Annotated in this window: 17 protein-coding genes; 10 read left to right on the top strand and 7 right to left on the bottom strand. The window is 68.4% G+C overall.

From position 1 onward, the window contains the following. The first annotated feature begins 16 nt into the window (after positions 1-16). Complete coding sequence (locus ACSQ89_RS17415; RefSeq protein WP_436292764.1) at positions 17-1,216, top strand: patatin-like phospholipase family protein; 1,200 nt, start codon at positions 17-19, stop codon at positions 1,214-1,216. Positions 1,217-1,319: 103 nt separating this feature from the next. Continuing rightward, positions 1,320-2,102 carry a 3-hydroxybutyrate dehydrogenase gene (locus ACSQ89_RS17410; RefSeq protein ID WP_436292765.1) on the top strand — a complete coding sequence of 261 codons (783 nt, stop codon included), beginning with the start codon at positions 1,320-1,322 and terminating at the stop codon, positions 2,100-2,102. On the opposite strand, the gene ACSQ89_RS17405 is transcribed toward ACSQ89_RS17410, so the two are convergent. Then, positions 2,092-3,045, bottom strand: a complete 954-nt coding sequence (locus ACSQ89_RS17405; protein WP_093108033.1) for a bifunctional helix-turn-helix transcriptional regulator/GNAT family N-acetyltransferase — start codon at positions 3,043-3,045, stop codon at positions 2,092-2,094. The two genes, ACSQ89_RS17410 and ACSQ89_RS17405, sit on opposite strands and share 11 nt — an antisense overlap. Before the next feature lie 167 nt (positions 3,046-3,212). Here ACSQ89_RS17405 and ACSQ89_RS17400 point away from each other — a divergent pair, with 167 nt between their 5' ends. Together ACSQ89_RS17400 and ACSQ89_RS17395 are read left to right on the top strand one after the other, a co-directional pair. Next, positions 3,213-5,555, top strand: coding sequence for a YgiQ family radical SAM protein (locus ACSQ89_RS17400; RefSeq protein WP_093108031.1), 2,343 nt, complete (start codon positions 3,213-3,215; stop codon positions 5,553-5,555). Between the two features lie 88 nt (positions 5,556-5,643). Further along, complete coding sequence (locus ACSQ89_RS17395) at positions 5,644-6,558, top strand: hypothetical protein (protein WP_436292766.1); 915 nt, start codon at positions 5,644-5,646, stop codon at positions 6,556-6,558. 18 nt (positions 6,559-6,576) lie between these two features. Here ACSQ89_RS17395 and ACSQ89_RS17390 read toward each other — a convergent pair whose 3' ends face one another. Further along, positions 6,577-7,023: a universal stress protein gene (locus ACSQ89_RS17390; protein WP_436292767.1), complete on the bottom strand. Its 447-nt coding sequence runs from the start codon at positions 7,021-7,023 to the stop codon at positions 6,577-6,579. A gap of 183 nt (positions 7,024-7,206) precedes the next feature. Here ACSQ89_RS17390 and ACSQ89_RS17385 point away from each other — a divergent pair, with 183 nt between their 5' ends. After that, a complete protein-coding gene (locus ACSQ89_RS17385; RefSeq protein WP_436292768.1) occupies positions 7,207-9,312 on the top strand; it encodes an esterase-like activity of phytase family protein in 2,106 nt (701 codons plus the stop codon). 143 nt (positions 9,313-9,455) lie between these two features. Beyond that, positions 9,456-10,172, top strand: coding sequence for a hemerythrin domain-containing protein (locus ACSQ89_RS17380; protein ID WP_436292769.1), 717 nt, complete (start codon positions 9,456-9,458; stop codon positions 10,170-10,172). Here the strand turns inward: ACSQ89_RS17380 and ACSQ89_RS17375 are convergent. Both ACSQ89_RS17375 and ACSQ89_RS17370 read right to left on the bottom strand, forming a co-directional pair. Continuing rightward, positions 10,169-11,521: a GAF domain-containing protein gene (locus ACSQ89_RS17375; RefSeq protein ID WP_436292770.1), complete on the bottom strand. Its 1,353-nt coding sequence runs from the start codon at positions 11,519-11,521 to the stop codon at positions 10,169-10,171. The genes ACSQ89_RS17380 and ACSQ89_RS17375 overlap by 4 nt on opposite strands. Next, a complete protein-coding gene (locus ACSQ89_RS17370) occupies positions 11,518-12,027 on the bottom strand; it encodes a hypothetical protein (protein ID WP_436292771.1) in 510 nt (169 codons plus the stop codon). Before ACSQ89_RS17370 ends, ACSQ89_RS17375 begins: the two co-directional genes overlap by 4 nt. A 94-nt stretch (positions 12,028-12,121) precedes the next feature. On the opposite strand from ACSQ89_RS17370, the gene ACSQ89_RS17365 reads away from it, so the two are divergent. Next, the gene (locus ACSQ89_RS17365; RefSeq protein WP_436292772.1) at positions 12,122-13,102 is read left to right on the top strand and encodes a Bug family tripartite tricarboxylate transporter substrate binding protein; all 981 of its coding nucleotides are present in this window, start codon (positions 12,122-12,124) and stop codon (positions 13,100-13,102) included. A 6-nt stretch (positions 13,103-13,108) separates the two neighbouring features. Here the strand turns inward: ACSQ89_RS17365 and ACSQ89_RS17360 are convergent, their stop codons facing one another. Continuing rightward, positions 13,109-13,984, bottom strand: coding sequence for a CoA transferase (locus ACSQ89_RS17360; RefSeq protein WP_436292773.1), 876 nt, complete (start codon positions 13,982-13,984; stop codon positions 13,109-13,111). Positions 13,985-14,087: 103 nt separating this feature from the next. On the opposite strand from ACSQ89_RS17360, the gene ACSQ89_RS17355 reads away from it, so the two are divergent. Then, the gene (locus tag ACSQ89_RS17355; RefSeq protein ID WP_436292774.1) at positions 14,088-14,990 is read left to right on the top strand and encodes an SDR family oxidoreductase; all 903 of its coding nucleotides are present in this window, start codon (positions 14,088-14,090) and stop codon (positions 14,988-14,990) included. A 96-nt stretch (positions 14,991-15,086) separates the two neighbouring features. Here the strand turns inward: ACSQ89_RS17355 and ACSQ89_RS17350 are convergent, their stop codons facing one another. Beyond that, positions 15,087-15,479: a DUF488 domain-containing protein gene (locus tag ACSQ89_RS17350; RefSeq protein WP_093108011.1), complete on the bottom strand. Its 393-nt coding sequence runs from the start codon at positions 15,477-15,479 to the stop codon at positions 15,087-15,089. 97 nt (positions 15,480-15,576) lie between these two features. Here ACSQ89_RS17350 and ACSQ89_RS17345 point away from each other — a divergent pair, with 97 nt between their 5' ends. Next, on the top strand, positions 15,577-16,401 hold the full coding sequence (locus ACSQ89_RS17345) for a crotonase/enoyl-CoA hydratase family protein (protein WP_093108009.1): 825 nt from the start codon (positions 15,577-15,579) through the stop codon (positions 16,399-16,401). Between the two features lie 9 nt (positions 16,402-16,410). Here the strand turns inward: ACSQ89_RS17345 and ACSQ89_RS17340 are convergent, their stop codons facing one another. Next, the gene (locus ACSQ89_RS17340) at positions 16,411-17,079 is read right to left on the bottom strand and encodes a nitroreductase (protein ID WP_093108007.1); all 669 of its coding nucleotides are present in this window, start codon (positions 17,077-17,079) and stop codon (positions 16,411-16,413) included. Between the two features lie 175 nt (positions 17,080-17,254). On the opposite strand from ACSQ89_RS17340, the gene ACSQ89_RS17335 reads away from it, so the two are divergent. Next, a complete protein-coding gene (locus tag ACSQ89_RS17335) occupies positions 17,255-17,479 on the top strand; it encodes a hypothetical protein (protein WP_436296304.1) in 225 nt (74 codons plus the stop codon). Positions 17,480-17,503: the final 24 nt, after the last annotated feature.

The raw sequence follows: 17,503 nt of genomic DNA, 5'->3' as shown, positions 1-17,503 counted from the left end.
GGTGTCAAATTGATCCATGCCCGCCGCCAAAAAACCGAACTCGCATCCCTCCACCCCTCGCGTCGACATCACGACCGCCAAGAAGGCCCTGGTGCTCCAGGGCGGCGGCGCGCTGGGCGCCTACCAGGCCGGCGTGTACGCCGGCGTGTTCGAGAAGCACAAAGAGCTCGACTGGGTGGCCGGCGTGTCGATCGGCGCGGTCAATGCCGCGCTGATCGCCGGCAACGCGCCCGAGCTGCGCGTCGCTCGCCTGCGCGAGTTCTGGGATCTCGTCTCATCGGGCCCGGCCCAGCGCCTGCCGCCGGGCTGGGGCGACCGCGCGCTCTTCAACCAGTGGAGCGCCACCTCCGCCGCGGTATTCGGCGTGCCGGGCTTCTTCACGCCGCGCCGCAGCCCGGCGCTGCTGCTCGGAGGCGCGGCGCCGGTGCTGAGCTACTACGACACCGCGCCCTTGAAGTCCACGCTCGAGCGGCTGGTGGATTTCGACCGCCTCAACGACGACGAGATCCGCTTCAGCGTGGGCGCGGTCAACGTGCGCAGCGGCAACTCGGTCTATTTCGACAACAAAAAGCAGCGCATCGGCCCCGAGCACATCATGGCCAGCGGCGCCTTGCCGCCCGGCTTCGCGCCGGTGCACATCGAGGGCGAGGACTACTGGGACGGCGGCATCGTTTCCAACACGCCCCTTCAGTACGTGCTCGACACGCATCCGCGCAGCGAGCCGTTGATGGTGCTGCAGGTCGACCTGTTCAGCGCCCGCGGCACCATGCCGCGCACGCTGGCCGAGACCCTGGAGCGGCAGAAGGACATCACCTACTCGAGCCGCACGCGCATGAACACCGACGCCATGGCCTCGAACATGAACCTGCAGCAGGCGGTGGCCGACCTGATCGCCAGGCTGCCCGCCGCGCTGCGCAAGGACGCCAGCGTCGCCGCCGTGTGCGCCCAGCTGACGCACCAGCCGATCGAGATCGTGCACCTGATCTACCGCGACAAGCCCTACGAGCTCGACTCCAAGGATTACGAGTTCTCGCGCGCCTCGGTCGACGAGCACTGGGAGTCCGGCCTGCGCGACATCTGCAACACGCTGGAGCATCCGGAATTGCTGCAGAGCGCTTCGCAGGTCAACGGCGTGACCACCTTCGACCTGGCCCAGCCCAGCGCGCCGCGCGTTCGCCATCCGATGCGGGTGCCGGCCATTCCGGCGGGTCGCTGAGGGCACTGGTCAGCTTCATTCAAGACTTCGGGCGCAGGCTGCGTCACAGGCACGCAGCTTGCACGCGCCATCCTCTCTTCACCTTTCATTCCAAGGAGATCCCATGCAACTCAAGGACAAGGTCGCTTTCATCACCGGTTCGGCCAGCGGCATCGGCAAGGAGATCGCCATCCTGTTCGCGCAGGAAGGCGCGAAGATCGTGATCGCCGACCTCAACAAGCAGGCGGCCGACGCCACCGCCGCCGAGCTCAAGGAGGCCGGCGCGCAGGCGATCGGCGTCGGCGTCGACGTCACCAGCGAAGAACAGGTCGATGCCGCCATCGAGGAAGCCGCCAAGGCCTTCGGCGGCATCGACATCCTGATCAGCAATGCCGGCATCCAGATCGTGCATCCGGTCGAGGAGTTCAGCTTCGCCGACTGGAAGAAGATGCTGGCCATCCACCTCGACGGCGCCTTCCTCACCACCAAGGCCTGCCTCAAGCACATGTACGCGCAGGGCCGCGGCGGCAGCGTGATCTACATGGGCTCGGTGCATTCCAAGGAAGCCTCGCTGCTCAAGGCGCCCTACGTCACGGCCAAGCACGGCCTGATCGGGCTGGCCAAGACGGTCGCGAAGGAGGGTGCCAGGCACGGCGTGCGCGCCAACGTGATCTGCCCGGGCTTCGTGCGCACGCCGCTGGTCGAGAAGCAGATTCCCGAGCAGGCCAAGACGCTGGGCATCACCGAGGAGCAGGTGATCAAGAACGTGATGCTCAAGGAGACGGTGGATGGCGAGTTCACCACCACCGACGACGTGGCGCGCGTGGCGCTGATGTTCGCGGCCTTTCCGACCAATGCGCTTACCGGGCAGTCGCTGGTCGTGAGCCACGGCTGGTTCATGCAGTGAGCTTGAGCTCCCAGGTCTCGCCGACCAGCTGCTGGCCGAAGCCTTCGTAGGGCTCGGACTTGACCAGCTTGAAGCCGCGCGCAGCGTAGATGCCGCGTGCGGCGCTCAGGCAGCTGTTGGTCCACAGCAGCATCTTCTTGTAGCCCTTGTGGCGGGCGAAGGCGATGCATTCGTCGGTGAGCCGGGCGCCCAGGCCCAGGCCGCGCGCCTGCGGCGTGAGGATCAGGAGCCGCAGCTGGGCGACGGTGGCCGATTTGCGCATCAGGAACACGGCGCCGACGCGCTCGCCGTCGAGCTCGGCGATCCAGCAGCGCTCCCATTCGGGCTGGAACTTGCGCAGGAACTGGCCTGCGATCTCGGCCACCAGCGCTTCGAATTCGCCGTTCCAGCCGTACTCGCGCGCATAGATCTCGCCATGCTGCTGCACCACCCAGCCGATGTCGCCGGGGCCCGGATCGCGCAGCACGGCGGTGCGGGGCTTGGCCGGCGCGTTGGCCGCGGGTTCGATCAGCGCCTGCACCGTGTGCATCGCATCGATCAACTGGCGTTGCTGCGGCGCCGACAGCGCCGAGAGCAGGGCGCGTGCCTCGTCGCGCGATTTCTGCTGCAGTGGCGCGAAGGCCGCATGGCCGGCCTCCGTGAGGCGCAGCAGGCTCTGGCGGGCATCCTTCGGATGCGTCTCGCGCGTGAGCCAGCCGGCGCTTTCGAAGCGGCGCAGGATGCGGCTCAGGTAGCCGCCGTCGAGCCCGAGGTCCTTGCCGATCTCGCTCGCCACCGCGCTTTCGCGGTGGGCAAGCTCGTAGAGCACGCGCACGTCGGTCAGCGACATCTCGCTGCCCAGGTAGGGGTCGAGGGCACCGATGCGGCGCGTATAGAAGCGGTTGAACTGGCGCACCGCCTTGACGGCGGCCACGTCGGAAAGAAAAGGTGTTTCGACGGACATGCTTGCTATTGTCAATTGAATAGTTGACTTGAGCAAGCATTTGTGGGGCTCGCCTTCGCGCCCCGCCAAGGCCTTTAGGGCGACAGACCCACCCCGAACCCGTAAAATCGCGGGTTGCCTGAAAACGGGCCACCGCGGCATGTCCAGCCGCCCCCCCCCTTCCCCCGATGAACGCCCCTGTCGACGTCTCTTTCTTCCAGCGTGCTGCGAAGCCGCTGACCAGCTACCGCAAGTACTGGGCAGCCCGCTTCGGCACGGCGAAATTCCTGCCCACCTCGCGGGCGGAGATGGACGCGCTCGGCTGGGACAGCTGCGACATCGTCATCGTCACTGGCGACGCCTACGTCGACCATCCGAGCTTCGGCATGGCGGTGATCGGCCGCATGCTGGAGGCGCAGGGTTTTCGCGTCGGCATCATCGCGCAGCCCGACTGGCACAGCGCCGAGCCCTTCAAGGCACTGGGTAAACCGAACCTGTTCTTCGGCGTGACCGCCGGCAACATGGATTCGATGATCAACCGCTACACGGCCGACCGCAAGATCCGCAGCGACGACGCCTACACGCCTGGCGACGTCGGCGGCGGCCGGCCCGACCGCGCGGCCATCGTCTATTCGCAGCGCTGCAAGGAAGCCTGGAACGAGGTGCCGATCGTGCTCGGCGGCATCGAAGGGTCGCTGCGCCGCATCGCCCATTACGACTACTGGCAGGACAAGGTGCGCCGATCCATCGTGGTGGACGCCAAGTGCGACCTGCTGCTCTACGGCAATGCCGAGCGCGCGATCGTCGAGATCGCGCACCGCCTGGCCGCGCGCGAGCCCGTGGCGCAGATCACGGACGTGCGCGGCACCGCATTCGTGCGGCGTAATGGCGACGAGTCGGCCCGAGGCTGGTTCGAGATCGACTCGACCAGCGTCGATGAGCCTGGCCGCGTCGAAGCCCATGTGAACCCCTACCTGATGGTCTCGGAGCAGGCCAAGGCGAATGGCGCGACCTGTGCGAAGGAAGACGAGGCCGAGGCGGTGGCCGCTGCGGCGCAGGCGGCTGCTTCGGTCAATCCAGCCATCAAGCCGCTGAACTTCGTGCCCAACCCGGCCTTGCAGGGTCGCAGCAAGCTCAAGGTCCCGCCGCGCGACCGCTCGGTGATCCGCCTGCCTTCCTACGAGCAGGTGCGTGCCGACCCGGTGCTCTATGCCCATGCCAACCGCGTGCTGCACCTCGAGACCAACCCTGGCAATGCCCGGGCCCTGGTGCAGGCGCATGGCGAGGGCACGACCGCGCGCGACGTCTGGATCAACCCGCCGCCGATCCCGCTTACCACGGCAGAGATGGACCACGTGTTCGACCTGCCGTACGCGCGCAGCCCGCATCCGCGCTACGCCGACGAGCACGGCAGCCACGACGGCGCGACCAAGATCCCGGCCTGGGAAATGATCCGCTTCAGCGTGAACATCATGCGCGGCTGCTTCGGCGGCTGCACCTTCTGCTCGATCACCGAGCACGAGGGCCGCATCATCCAGAGCCGTTCGGAAGAATCGATCATCAAGGAGGTCGAGGCCATCCGCGACAGCGTGAAAGGCTTCACCGGCACCATCTCCGACCTCGGCGGGCCGACGGCCAACATGTACCGCATCGGCTGCAAGAGCCCCGAGATCGAATCGGCCTGCCGCAAGCCCAGCTGCGTGTACCCGGGCATCTGCCCGAACCTCAACACCAATCACGACCCGCTGATCAAGATCTATCGCCGCGCGCGTGCGCTGAAGGGCATCAAGAAGATTCTGATCGGTTCGGGGCTGCGCTACGACCTGGCCGTGCAGTCGCCCGAGTACGTGAAGGAACTGGTGCAGCACCATGTGGGTGGCTACCTGAAGATCGCGCCCGAGCACACAGAGCAGGGCCCGCTCACCAAGATGATGAAGCCCGGCATCGGCAGCTACGACAAGTTCAAGCAGATGTTCGAGAAGTTCAGCGCGGAAGCGGGCAAGAAGCAGTACCTGATCCCCTACTTCATCGCCGCGCATCCGGGCACCAGCGACGAGGACATGATGAACCTCGCGATCTGGCTCAAGAAGAACGGCTTTCGCGCCGACCAGGTGCAGACCTTCTATCCGTCGCCGATGGCCACCGCGACGACGATGTACCACACCAACAAGAATCCGCTGCGCAAGATCACCCGCGAGAGCGAGACGGTGGACATCGTGCGCGGCGACAAGCGCCGCCGCCTGCACAAGGCCTTTTTGCGCTACCACGATGCCAACAACTGGCCGCTGTTGCGCGAGGCGCTCAAGAAGATGGGCCGCGCCGACCTGATCGGCAACGGCAAGCACCACCTGATCCCGACCTATCAGCCGCTGACCGACGGCAGCTACCAGAGCGCCCGGCGCAAGAACTCGACCACGGTCGCGTTGAAGCCCGTGCAGCCCGTCAAGGGCCGCATCCTCACGCAGCACACCGGGCTGCCGCCGCGCGACAACGGCGCCGGGCGCGGCAAGCCGCTGCGCAAGAGCCGCTGAGCGCTGCGGCCTCTAAGCCTGTCTCTCGCGCATGCGGCGCAGGCGCGCCGGCAGCGGCTGAAAGCCGAGCCGTTGTATGGTGTCGGACATGAACAGCTTTTTGGCCGCTTCGTGTCGCTGCGTATCTCGCATGGTCCTGTGGCTCGCGCTGGGTGCCTGGGCGCTCGGCGCGCAGGCAATTGCGCAAGAGGCCGGCTCGGCGCAGGCCCTGCGCGAGCTGCACCAGAAGCTGGCCGGCCAGCTCGCACGCAGCCCGCTGAAGCGGCCGATGCATCTGGAATCGGTGGAAACGGAGAACGGGCTCCAAGGCGATATCTATGCCGTCGTCGATCACCCGTTGGGCGAGGTGCGCGCCGCGCTCGGCAATGCGTCTCAGTGGTGCGAGATGCTGCTCCTGCACATCAACAACCGGCGTTGCCGCGTGGCCCGGCAGCCGGACGGCGACGTGCTCACGCTCAGCGTGGTGCGGCGCTACGACACGCCGGTGGAGCAGGCCTTCGAGCTCCCCTTCACCCATCGCACCGCCAGCGCCACGCGCGACTACCTGGCGATCGATTTGTCCGCGGAAGCAGGGCCGCTCGGCACCAGCCGCTACCGCGTGATGCTCGAAGCCACGCCGCTCGGCGAGCGCCAGACCTTCCTGCACTTCGGCTACGCGTACGACCACAACATGATGGCGCGCTACGCCACCATGGCCTACCTCGCGACCTTCGGCAGCCACAAGGTGGGTTTCACCGTGGTCGGAAAGGCGCCGAACGGCCAGCCCGAATACATCCGCGGACTGCGCGGCCTGATGGAGCGCAACGCGATGCGCTACTTCCTCACCCTCGATACCTACCTGGCCGGCCTCAAGGTGCCGGCAGTGAAGCGCTCGGAGAAGCGCTTGCATCGCTGGTTCGAAGCCGTCGAGCAATATCCGGAGCAGCTGCACGAGATCGACCTCGCAACCTACCTCGCGCACAAGCACGAGGACCGGCAGCGCGAAGCCGGCGCGGCGCGCTGACCAGACCCTGTTATCCGCTTAACGCAGCACCAGCACCGGCGTGTGCGAGTGCGTCAGCACGTGCAGCGTTTCGCTGCCCATCAGCAGGCGCTTGATGCCGCGCCGGCCGTGCGATGCCATGACGATCAGATCGCAGCGGAAGTTGCGGGCGGCTTCGATGATGGCTTCCGAGACGAGCTCGGACTTCATGACGACCGCCTTGGTGCTCTCGACGCCCTTGGCCAGCGCCTTTTCCTTCACCTTATCGACCACGCGCTGCGCTTCGGAATCGGCTTGTTCCTGCAGGCGCGTGACTTCCATCTGGTTCAAGAGCAGCGAGCCCTCGAAATAGCCGGTGGGGTAGTGGTGCACCACCTTGACGGCAACCAGTTCGGCTTTCATCAGGATGGCCAGGTCGATCGCGCTGGTCACGGCTTGTTCCGAGAGCTCGGAACCGTCGGTGGCGACGAGTATGCGTTCATACATGGCGGTCTCCCGGGCGGGAGGGGCCCCGCCCCTGCTTGCAGGTTAATGCGCGGACCGGTGCCGAGCAAGGCATCCGGCGCGTTCTAGGCGGGCCAGCCTAGCGTTTCACCGCAGCGTCACAGAGCTTCGCCTTAATCCCCGGGGCTCGCGCACGGTGCGCGGGTCGAACCAGCAGGAACAAGAATGAACAAGCGATCGAGGATGGGGTGGCTGGCAGCGATGACTGCCGGCGTGGTGGCGACGGCATGCGGCGGCGGGGGAGGCGGGGGCGGGGGCGGTTTCGCGCCGTCGTCGGGCGGTGGAGATGCACCGCCTGCAGCCAAGAGCGTCACCGGCGTGTTCCTCGATTCCGCCGTCGAAGGCCTGGACTACATGGCGGGCTCGTCCGCCAAGGCAGTCACCTCCGCCAAGGGCGAATTCGTCTGCAAGGAAGGCGAGACGGTGCGCTTCAGCCTGGGTGCGCTCGTGCTCGGCAGCGCGACCTGCGGTGCCGCGATCACCCCGCTCACGCTGGCCAATCTGCACGCCACCGCGGCCGGCGTGAAGGCCGACAAGGTGGTCAATCGGCTGTTCGCGCTGCAGAGCTTCGACGAGGACGGCGACCCCTCCAACGGCATCAAGATCACCGATGCGCTGAAGGCGGCGCTCACGGCCGGTTTGCTCGATTTCGACGCCGAGGCCAGCGCCTTCGACGCCAAGCTCGGCACGCTGCTCGCAGCTCTGCCCAGCCCGTACAGCACGCGCGTGATCGATGCCGGCCGCCGCCTGCTGGCGCGCGAACACTTCGAGAACACGCTGGCCGCCAACCTGGGCACGCCGGTGACCGAAGCTTCGACACAGACCAACGCGCTCGGCAGCATCGCGGTGAACGTCACGCGCCATCAGCTGCAGGCCGACAAGAAGTTCTACGTGCCCTACGAAGGCAGCAACGAGAAGACCCGCGCCGAGTTCGCGGACGGCTTCCTGCCGGCCTACGGTTCGGGCCTGGCCTTCAAGGGCACGGCGGCCGACGGCGCACTGGAGTTCTACGCCATCACCGACCGCGGCCCCAACGGCGACGGCCCGACGGCGCCCGTGCCCGGCGGCGGCGGCGCCACCAACATCAGCAAGGTGTTCCCGGCGCCGTCCTTTGCGCCGAGCTTCGGCGTGGTCACCGTCGGCAAGAACGGCGCGGTGCTGCAGTCGAGCACGCCGCTCAGGCGCGATGCCGCGCGCAAGCTCACCGGCCTGCCGCCGCAGTCGGGCGTGGGCTCCACCGGCGAGACGCCGCTGACCGAGAACTACGTGTTCGACGCCGCCAAGGCCGGCTTCGACGCCAACGGCCTCGACCCGGAGACAATGGTGCTCGACAAGGCCCGCAACGTGCTGTGGACCAGCGACGAGTACGGCCCCTTCATCGCGCGCATCAACATCGCCAGCGGCGTGGTCGAGAAGAAGTACGGCCCCGGTGCAGGCGCAGCGGATCTGCCCGCGGTGCTCTCGCAGCGGCGGCCCAACCGAGGCATGGAAGGCCTTGCGCTGGAGGCGGCCGGCGGCAAGCTGCATGGCTTCCTGCAAAGCCCCATCGATCCGAAGGACGGTGCCGGCAAGTCCATCAAGGCCAAGCCGCCGGGCGGCACCGACACCGACGTGCGCCACATCGCCAAGTTCGCGCGCTGGCTCGAGTTCGACCCGGCCACCGAGACCTCGAAGATGTACGCCTACCCGATCGACGGCAGCCAGTACGACAAGGACCGCACCGGCAACGCCAAGCTCGGCGATATGGTGAGCCTGGGCGGCGGCCGTTTCGTCGTGATCGAGCAGGGTGCGCGCAAGAGCGATGCCAAGGTGTTCAACAAGCTGATGCTGGTCGAGATTCCGGCCAACGCGACCGACATCGCGGCGCTGGACCACAACCTCGAGATCAGCAGCATCACGCAGGCCGTGTCCGGCGCTGCCGACTGGTCCACCGTGGTCCCGATGAAGAAGACCGAGCTGCTCGACCTCAACGCGCTCGGCTGGCTGGCCGAGAAGGCCGAGGGCCTGACGCTGGTGGACGAGAACACGCTGGCGCTGGTGAACGACAACGACTTCGGCCTCGGCACCATGCTCCTGGACGCCAGCGGCCAGCGCGTGGCTGGCAGCATGGAAGACTGCACCGTGGACGCCGCCGGCGCGATCGTCAGCGGCTGCCCGGCGGGCGCGGTCGGTGCGCGCATCATGCGCGGCAGCGAGCTGGAGCGGCCGACGCGCATCTGGCTGCTGCGCTTCGAGCGCAAGCTCGGCGAGCTGCGGCTTCCGGCGCCCTGAAGCCGGGCCTCGCGAAATTTAAGGTTTCGTGAGGGATTGCTTAAGCAATTCTTAGCGGCGCCGCGGGCCTCGGATTCCTAGACTTCTTTTCCAGCAGGCCGGTGCATGGTGCACCGGCCGCTCACCGAAAAGAAGGACACCCCATGAACATCGATCAGCGCGAGATGCGCAACGTCGCCCAGGCGGCCATGCCCCGCGTCGACCTCTACGCCGGCATCCACAAGGCGCTGCGCGCGCTGATGGCCGACACCCTGCTGGCCGTCGGGCGGATGGACAGCGACGATGCACTCGAACTGGCGCAGGTTGCGCAGCGCGTGATGCAGCTGCTCGACTTCTGCCGCTCGCACCTGCGGCACGAGAACGAGTTCGTGCATGCTGCCATGGAGGCCCGCGCACCCGGCGCCAGCGGCCAGATCGCCCACGAGCATGCGCAGCATGAGGAAGAGATCGCGGTGCTCGCGAACCAGACCGCCGCGCTGCTGCAAGACAGCGCGGCGAACCGGGCGGCCGGCGCGCTCGCGCTGTATCGGGCGCTCTCGCTCTTCGTCGCCCACAACTTCGCGCACATGCACGTGGAGGAAACGGCGCACAACGCGGTGCTGTGGGCGCGCTACACCGATGCCGAGCTGATCGAGATCCACAACGCGCTGGTCGCATCGATCCCGCCCGAAGAGATGATGTTCGTGCTGCGCTGGCTGGTGCCTTTCATGAACCCCGCCGAGCGTGCCGCCATGCTGGCCGACATGCGCGCGCATGCGCCGGCGCCGGCCTTCGCGGCTGCACTCGACGTGGTGCGCCCGCACCTGAGCGAACGCGAATGGGCCAAGCTCGGCGCGAGCCTGGGCCTGCCTGCCGCCTAAGCAGGGATCTCTTCGAGCGCGACCGGCCGGTCCACGCGCAGGCGAAAGCGGCCGCGCCCGGTCTTCTCGATGCGGATGTGCGGGCAGTTCTCGACCAGGCGGCGCTGCAGCAGTACCAGGCGCGCCTCGAGGTTGTCCGAAAGGTCGGGCAGCCGGATGGCCGGGTCGAGCCGCAACTCGCGGTTGGTGAACTCCGAGCGGCCCAGCTGCGCGTGCTCGCGCAGCAGCTTGCCGAGGATGGCTCCGGCCACGCCCTTGATCAGGTAGCGCTCGCCGACGAAGACGCTGTTGTTGGCGAGGTAGTGCCGCACCGGGAAGGGCGGGCCGCTGGCCGAGGGCGCAGCCGCCGCCACGGGCTCCTCGGGCGCCGCGGGCTCGGCCACGGTGTGTAGCAGATCGAGCGCCGCGCCGAGGTGGCCCGCGATGGCGACCAGCGCATCCTCGTCCTCGAAGCCGAAGCGCATGTCGAGCGGGCTCTCGACGAACAGCACGCCGAGCAGCCGGCCGGTCGAGAGGATGGGCACGGCCAGCTGGCTGTGCGGCTCGGCCAGGCCCGGGAAGGGGATCTCGGTGTCGAGCGCGAGGCCGGGTTCGCTCTCGCGCATGCTGCTGCGCACGGCGTGGCTGTAGGCGGCTGCGTTCGTCATATGGCCGATGCGCACCGGCGTGCGTTCGCGCGCGGCCACGCCGATGACGCCATGGCCCATCTCGATCTCGGAGCCGACGCCGGAGGTCGCGTAGCCGCAGCTCGCCACGGCATAGAGGCGCTGCGTCGCCGCGTCGTGCATCAGCACCATCGCGTGCCGGATGTCCAGGTGGTCGTTGAGCGCGGCCAGCGCGGCCTGCAGCAGCTCGTCGGTCGCGCTGCAGGCGGCGAGGCCTTCGGCCGCGCGCCGCACACCGGCGAGCAGGCCCGGGCGCGGCGCTGCCGGCAGGCATTCGCCTTCCAGGCGCTCGACGGCCTCGACCTCGTAGATGTCGGAACCGAGCAGCCGGAACACACCGGCCATGCCCGAGTGCGAGGCGATGCCCGCGAGCTGCGCCTTCATGCCCTCGAACAGCGGGCCCCCGGTTTCGGTGCGCAGGTAGCGCATCTGCAGTCGGTAGAAGCCGGCCGTGACCGGATCCATCACCAGCACGCTGCCGTGCGGATTGGCCAGGATGTTCCGGCGCGTCTTGTTGAAGAACTGGAAGGACAGCGCGACATGGCGCTCGTCCACGTAGTAGACCTGCGAGATGTAGGCCACGTTGGGGGTGCCGTCCTCGGCGCAGGTCGCCATCATGGCCGGGATCGCGCCCTCGAAGCAGGCGCGGATTGCGGGCAGCGAGGGCGCGATGCCTGCGGTCATGGCGCGGCGGACGAAGCGGGCAGGGCGCTGCCTGCGCGCGGGCCGGGCGTCTGGTCGAAGGCCTCGGTGGGGCAGAAACTCACGGCGACCACGTCGCCGAGTTCGCAGGCGAGCATCGCGCGCACGAAGACGGCGCCGTAGCCCACGCAGCCCACTTCGTGTTCCATCGAGGCCAGGTAGCGGCGCAGCACCGGCAGGTCGCTGTCGTCGGCAGCGCGAAGCCGCACCGCCTTGGCCTTGACTTGCACGGTGCGGTGACTCAGCGGCTCGCTGAACACCACGGCCACATGGCCGGTGGCAGCCAGGTCCTGCAGCAGCTGGCGCGATTGGGTGCGCGCGAGGTACACGGTGATCTCCGAACCCTCGGCCGAGATGCCGGTGCCGACGGCGCGCATCAGGCTCGGGCGAAGCGCAGCGTCGCGCGAAGCCACGATGGCGGACACGCCCTTGCCGATCATCGCGATGCGATCGGGGCTCAGCAGCAGCGGTGGAGGGGCGGCGGTCATGAAAGGAGCTGGAGCGGGAAGAGGGGCATTGTGGTTCAAAGTGGCGCTTCGCCGCATGATTTGCGCGCGGGCATCGCTTTTGCTTGGAAGCGCCATGACCCTCACCACCCGCTCCACGCGCCGCGGCGCGCTTCAACTGCTGGCCGCCGGCGCCGCCTCCCTGGCGCTGCCGGCCTTTGCCCAGTGGCCCGACAAGCCGATCAAGATCATCGTGACCTTCCCGCCCGGCGGGTCGAGCGACATCCTGGCGCGCGTCATGGCCGAGCAGCTCGGCAAGAAGCTGGGCCAGCCCGTCGTGGTGGACAACAAGCCCGGCGCCGGCGGCACCATCGGCGGCGCGCTGGTGGCCGCGGCGCCGGCCGACGGCTACACCTTCATGCTCTCGAACACGACGCCGATCGCGCTCGGACCCTTCACGCTGGAGAAGCAGCCCTACGATCCGCTGCAGGCCTTCACGCACGTCGCCTACCTGGGCTCGGCGCCGCTGGCGATCATGGCGAGCAAGCCCTCGGGCATCGCGAGCTATGCCGAGCTCGACGCGCGAGCGCGCAAGGAAGGGCGGCTGGATTTCGGCTCGGGCGGTCCCGGATCGATCGGCCATATCCACGGCGAGCTGATCCGCAAGACGACTGGCGCCAACCTGGTGCACGTGCCCTACCGCGGCGGCGCGCCGATGACCACCGACCTGATCGCCAACGTGATCCCGGTCGGCATCGACGTCATCACCGCCTACGTGCCCTTCTTCAAGAGCGGCCAGTTGGTGCCGCTGGCAGTGACCGGCAGTGCGCGCTCGCCGCTCATGCCCGAGGTGCCGACGGTGGTGGAACTCGGCCAGCCCAAGCTGGTGCTCGAGAACTTCTTCGGGCTCAGCGGGCCGGCGAAGCTGCCCGCGGACATGGTTGCCAGGCTCAACACCGCCTGCAACGAGGTGCTGGTGATGCCCGAGGTGCAGAAGAAGCTCGTCGAGCTGGGCATCGTCGGCAAGCCCGAGAGCACGGCGCGCTTCGAGAGCTTCGTGAGGGAGCAGGTGGGCGTGCTCGGCCCGACGGTGAAAGGCGCGGGCATCAAGCTTTGAGTTGGTTCAGTCGGCCAGCGTGAGCAGTGGCACGTCGCGCTCGTCCGCCATCGCCTCCAGCTCGGCGCGCGTTCGCGTGCGCAGCCAGGCCGCGAGCGCTTCGCGGGTGCCTGGCGCCAGCATGTCGCGCGAGGCCACGCCGGCGGCTTCGCACAGGCGCGCGGCGAAATGCGGCTCCAGCGCAGCCACCGCCACGCGCCCATCGGCGCAGGGGTAGACGCGGTAGCCCGCATGCGCGCCGCCGACCGCGCCGGTGGGCCGGGTCAGGCCCCAGGTGCGCGGCAGCGCGAGCCAGTCGGCCGCGGCATTGAGCGCGACTTCGAGGTACGCGCCCGTCCCCGGCGCGGCACGGGTATGGAGGAGGGCCTTCAGCACCGCCTCGCTCGCGAGCACGGCACCGCCCATGTCAGCATAGAGCGTGGGCGGCAGCTCGGTGCCGGTGACGAGGCCGCTTTCGGCCAGGTAGGTGAGGTCGTGGCCCGGCTCCTCGGCGCGCGCGCCGGGTGCGCCGACGATCGCCACCTGCGAGAGCGCCGGATGGCGCGCATGCAGCGCCGCCCAGCCCAGGCCCAGCTTGTCGAGGGCCGAAGGTCGAAACGAAGTCAGCAGCACATCGGTTTCTTCGAGCGTGCGATGCAGTTCTTCCTGGCCGGCCTCCGTCTTGAGGTCGGCAGTCCGGACGTCGACGCCCTCGTGCAGCGCGGCGTAGGCGGCCTTGTTGTAGTGGCCCATCGGGTCGCCCGTCGGCGGCTCGAACTTCACGCAGCTCGCGCCCATGGCACGGCAGCGCAGCAGCGCGGCGGGGCCCGGGAGGTTGAGCGCGAGGCTCAGCACGCGCACGCCGGCGAGCGGTGCGAAGGCGGGGGCAGGGGAAGTCGGCATGCTGGGTGTCCTCGGCGGTGTCACCTTGGGAGCTTACCGGCTCGGGCCGGCCGCTCTACGATGCGGCTTGCACAGCCCTCAAACCCAAGACAAGGAGACCCACATGTACCAATCCGATCTCATGGCCGGCCGGCGCATTCTCGTGACCGGCGGCGGCACCGGCCTCGGCCGGGCGATGGCCGAGCGCTTCCTGGGCCTGGGCGCCGACGTTGCGATCTGCGGCCGGCGTCAGGCGGTGGTCGAGGAGACGGCGGCCGAATGGCGCACCCAGTTTCCGGGGCGGCGCATCGATGCCTTCGGCGTCGACATTCGCAACGCGCAGAGCGTGGAAGAGATGGTCGAAGCCCTCTGGCAATCTGGCGGGCTGACCGGGCTCATCAACAACGCGGCCGGCAACTTTGTCGCGCCGACCGAGAGCCTGTCGCCGCGCGCCTTCGACGCGGTGGCCAACATCGTCTTCCATGGCAGCTTCTACGTCACGCAGGCGGTGGGCAAGCGCTGGATCGCCGAGGCCAAAGCGGGGCAGTGGAAGGCGGGCGACCCGTACCGCAGCGTCATGAGCATCATCGTGACCTGGGTCGACAACGGCAGCCCCTACGTCGTGCCTTCGGCGATGAGCAAGGCCGGCGTGGAGGTGATGACCAAGTCGCTCGCGATCGAATGGGCGCGCCACGGCATCCGGCTCAATGCCGTCGGACCGGGCGAGATCCCCACCGAGGGCATGAGCAAGCGCCTGAACCCGGGCGAGGAGCCCGGCGCGCGCAGCAAGGCCCACAACCCGATGGCGCGCACCGGGAAGATGAGCGAGCTGCAGAACCTCGCGGCCTTCCTGATGGCGCCGGGCCAGTGCGACTGGCTCACCGGCCAGAGCATCATGATGGACGGCGGCAACGCGCTGGCGACCGGCGGCAACTTCTACGAGCTGCGGCAGTGGAGCGATGCCGACTGGCAGGAGGCGCGCGAGCGCATCGAGGCACAGAACCAGAAGGACAAGGCGCAAAGATAAGGCCCCCCCCCGGCTTTTCACTCCGCTTCGCCGCGTGTAACTCCACTCCCCGAGGGGGAGGCCCGGCCGCCTTGGGGCGGCCCGGCGGCGGCCGGATCAGTCCTTGGCGATGTCGGCCCCGCGTTCGGCCAGCAACTCGCGCAAGAATGAGCGGTGGCAATGCGCTTCGTCTTCGCAATAGCAGCCGATCGAGAACGCGCTCTGGTGCGACAGTGCCGCCAGCAGGTCGAGGCTGCGGCTGGCGTCGGCCTCGGCCATCTCGCTCTTGAACTTGCGGCCGAAGGCAGTCCATTGCGCCGGGGTTTCGGCGGCCTGAGCCATCTTCATGGTCTCGACCGAGGGCGCGAGATTCGGGTACCAGACGTCGTACCAGTTCTGCGAGGCGAACTCGGTCTTCGGCACGCCGCGCGGCGGGCGGCGCACGGTGCCGATGCGCAGGCCCTCGCCGGGTGCGCGTTCGGAGCCGAGGCGAACAATGCGGATGGCCATGGGCATTCCTCCTGGATGGACTGTACTGTTGGCTGCGCGACAGGCGCCATCATCGCCGGGCGCCGATACTTGCGTCGATCCAACCCGGAGACATCCAATGAACGACCGCATCGAATCGATCCGCCACGCCGATGGCGTGGTCGAACTCCAGCTCTCGCGCGCCGACAAGATGAACGCACTGGACCCCGCGATGTTCGATGCGCTGATCGATGCCGGCACGCGGCTTAGCGATGACACGCGCGTGCGCGCGGTGGTCCTTGCAGGCCGCGGCAAGGCCTTCTGCGCCGGGCTCGACATGCAGTCCTTCGAGCGCATGGGGCAGGGCGGCGCGAGCGGTGTCATCGGGTCAGGCGCCGCTGCGGACCTGCTCGCGCGCACGCACGGCATCGCCAACGCCGCGCAGCAGGTGGCGATGGTCTGGCGCGAAGTGCCGGTGCCGGTGATCGCCGCGGTGCACGGCGTGGCCTTCGGCGGCGGCCTTCAGGTCGCGCTGGGTGCCGATGTGCGGCTCGTCGCGCCCGACACCAAGCTGTCCGTGATGGAGATCAAGTGGGGCCTGGTGCCCGACATGGGCGGCATGGTGCTGATGCGCGAGCTGGCGCGGGCCGACGTGGTGCGCGAGCTCACCTTCACCGGCCGCATCTTCTCGGGCGAGGAGGCGGTGGCGCTCGGCTTCGCGACGCGGGTGTCGGCCGATCCGCTGGCCGATGCCTTGCAGATGGCGCACGAGATCGCGCAGAAGAGTCCCGATGCGATCCGCGCCGGCAAGCGGCTCCTGAACGCGGCAATGGCGCACAGCGCCGCCGACCTGCTGCTGGCCGAATCGGTCGAGCAGAAGGCGCTGGTCGGCAGCGCCAACCAGATCGAGGCCGTGCGTGCCAACATCGAGCGGCGCGCGCCGCGTTTTGTGCCGGAACCCTGAACGCTTTCGTCAGAAGCCGTGGAAGCGAAGCCACTCGTCGGCGGGCGCCCGGTCGCTGACAAGCGCGTTCACCGGATGCCCGGGATCGCGGTGGCCGATGGACATGCCGCAGAACAGCATGCGTTCGGGCGGCAGTCGCAGCACGCTGCCCACCGTGTCCGGATAGACCGCCCAGCACTCCTGGGGACAGCTGTCGAGGCCTTCGCCGCGCAGCAGCAGCATGACGGTTTGCAGGTACATGCCGAGGTCCGACCATTGCGGCGGCCCCATCGAGCGATCGACCGAGCAGAACAGCGCGAGCGGCGCGCCGAAGAATCCGTAGTTGTTGGCGAACCAGCGTCGCCGCGCCGCCTTGTCCTCGCGCGGAATGCCGAGGCGCGCGTACATCGCCTCGCCGACCTGGAAGCGCCGCTCGCGCCAGGGCGAGCGCAGCTCTCTGGGATAGATGTCGTAAGCGGCGGGCTCCGTTTCGCCGGCAGCGAGCCGCGCCTGCATGCGCTGCCTGAGTTCGGCCAGCGCGTCCCCCGCGAGCACGTCGATGTGCCAAGGCTGCAGGTTGCCGCCGGAAGGCGCGCGTGCGGCGGCCGTCAGCACGCGGCGGATCGTCTCGCCGTCGACCGGCGTCGACAGAAAAGCCCGGATGGAATGGCGGCTCGCAACAGCTTCTTGAACGTGCATGGGATCGGCCCGCAGAAAAAATGGGCCAAGCCTATACGCTCCGCGTCGTCAGCGCTTGCCGGCGCCTACCGGCCTTCGCGGCGGGCCGGCAGTCAGGCATCGACGCGCGTTGCCTGCTGTATTCGCCCTACAAGCCTGTCGCAGACCTGACGCCGCGAGCCGGCATACTCGCTGGGTGCCCATCATCCTGCTTCATCGTTTGGCAGAACACGATCTGCCGGTCGCCGTCAACCACGGTTCGGACGTCGATGCCGTGCGCGTGCTGAGCCTCGCGGGTCACGTCAGGGCGTCCATCCCCAAACCCGTGCGGACCTTGGACGGCTACAACCAGCCGCCGGCCACTGTCATCGCCATCACCTCGCTGGGACACAGCATGATCAAGCGCTTTCCGCGGCGCTAGCCGCCAAGTCGCCCTGATCCGCAT

The sequence above is a fragment of the Variovorax sp. LjRoot175 genome (assembly GCF_964253805.1).
Classification (GTDB): Bacteria; Pseudomonadota; Gammaproteobacteria; order Burkholderiales; family Burkholderiaceae_C; genus Variovorax.
Note: the sequence above shows the minus strand (reverse complement) of the source record. Positions and strands in the feature narration are given on the sequence as shown.

What these genes read in the sequence shown, in the direction of transcription:
- ACSQ89_RS17340 (WP_093108007.1), bottom strand. Translation starts at nt 17,079, where the DNA reads ATGCACGTTCAAGAAGCTGTTGCGAGCCGCCATTCCATCCGGGCTTTT.
- ACSQ89_RS17410 (WP_436292765.1), top strand. Translation starts at nt 1,320, where the DNA reads ATGCAACTCAAGGACAAGGTCGCTTTCATCACCGGTTCGGCCAGCGGC.
- ACSQ89_RS17345 (WP_093108009.1), top strand. Translation starts at nt 15,577, where the DNA reads ATGAACGACCGCATCGAATCGATCCGCCACGCCGATGGCGTGGTCGAA.
- ACSQ89_RS17385 (WP_436292768.1), top strand. Translation starts at nt 7,207, where the DNA reads ATGAACAAGCGATCGAGGATGGGGTGGCTGGCAGCGATGACTGCCGGC.
- ACSQ89_RS17350 (WP_093108011.1), bottom strand. Translation starts at nt 15,479, where the DNA reads ATGGCCATCCGCATTGTTCGCCTCGGCTCCGAACGCGCACCCGGCGAG.
- ACSQ89_RS17405 (WP_093108033.1), bottom strand. Translation starts at nt 3,045, where the DNA reads ATGTCCGTCGAAACACCTTTTCTTTCCGACGTGGCCGCCGTCAAGGCG.
- ACSQ89_RS17400 (WP_093108031.1), top strand. Translation starts at nt 3,213, where the DNA reads ATGAACGCCCCTGTCGACGTCTCTTTCTTCCAGCGTGCTGCGAAGCCG.
- ACSQ89_RS17380 (WP_436292769.1), top strand. Translation starts at nt 9,456, where the DNA reads ATGAACATCGATCAGCGCGAGATGCGCAACGTCGCCCAGGCGGCCATG.
- ACSQ89_RS17395 (WP_436292766.1), top strand. Translation starts at nt 5,644, where the DNA reads ATGAACAGCTTTTTGGCCGCTTCGTGTCGCTGCGTATCTCGCATGGTC.
- ACSQ89_RS17375 (WP_436292770.1), bottom strand. Translation starts at nt 11,521, where the DNA reads ATGACCGCAGGCATCGCGCCCTCGCTGCCCGCAATCCGCGCCTGCTTC.
- ACSQ89_RS17365 (WP_436292772.1), top strand. Translation starts at nt 12,122, where the DNA reads ATGACCCTCACCACCCGCTCCACGCGCCGCGGCGCGCTTCAACTGCTG.
- ACSQ89_RS17360 (WP_436292773.1), bottom strand. Translation starts at nt 13,984, where the DNA reads ATGCCGACTTCCCCTGCCCCCGCCTTCGCACCGCTCGCCGGCGTGCGC.
- ACSQ89_RS17390 (WP_436292767.1), bottom strand. Translation starts at nt 7,023, where the DNA reads ATGTATGAACGCATACTCGTCGCCACCGACGGTTCCGAGCTCTCGGAA.
- ACSQ89_RS17370 (WP_436292771.1), bottom strand. Translation starts at nt 12,027, where the DNA reads ATGACCGCCGCCCCTCCACCGCTGCTGCTGAGCCCCGATCGCATCGCG.
- ACSQ89_RS17415 (WP_436292764.1), top strand. Translation starts at nt 17, where the DNA reads ATGCCCGCCGCCAAAAAACCGAACTCGCATCCCTCCACCCCTCGCGTC.
- ACSQ89_RS17355 (WP_436292774.1), top strand. Translation starts at nt 14,088, where the DNA reads ATGTACCAATCCGATCTCATGGCCGGCCGGCGCATTCTCGTGACCGGC.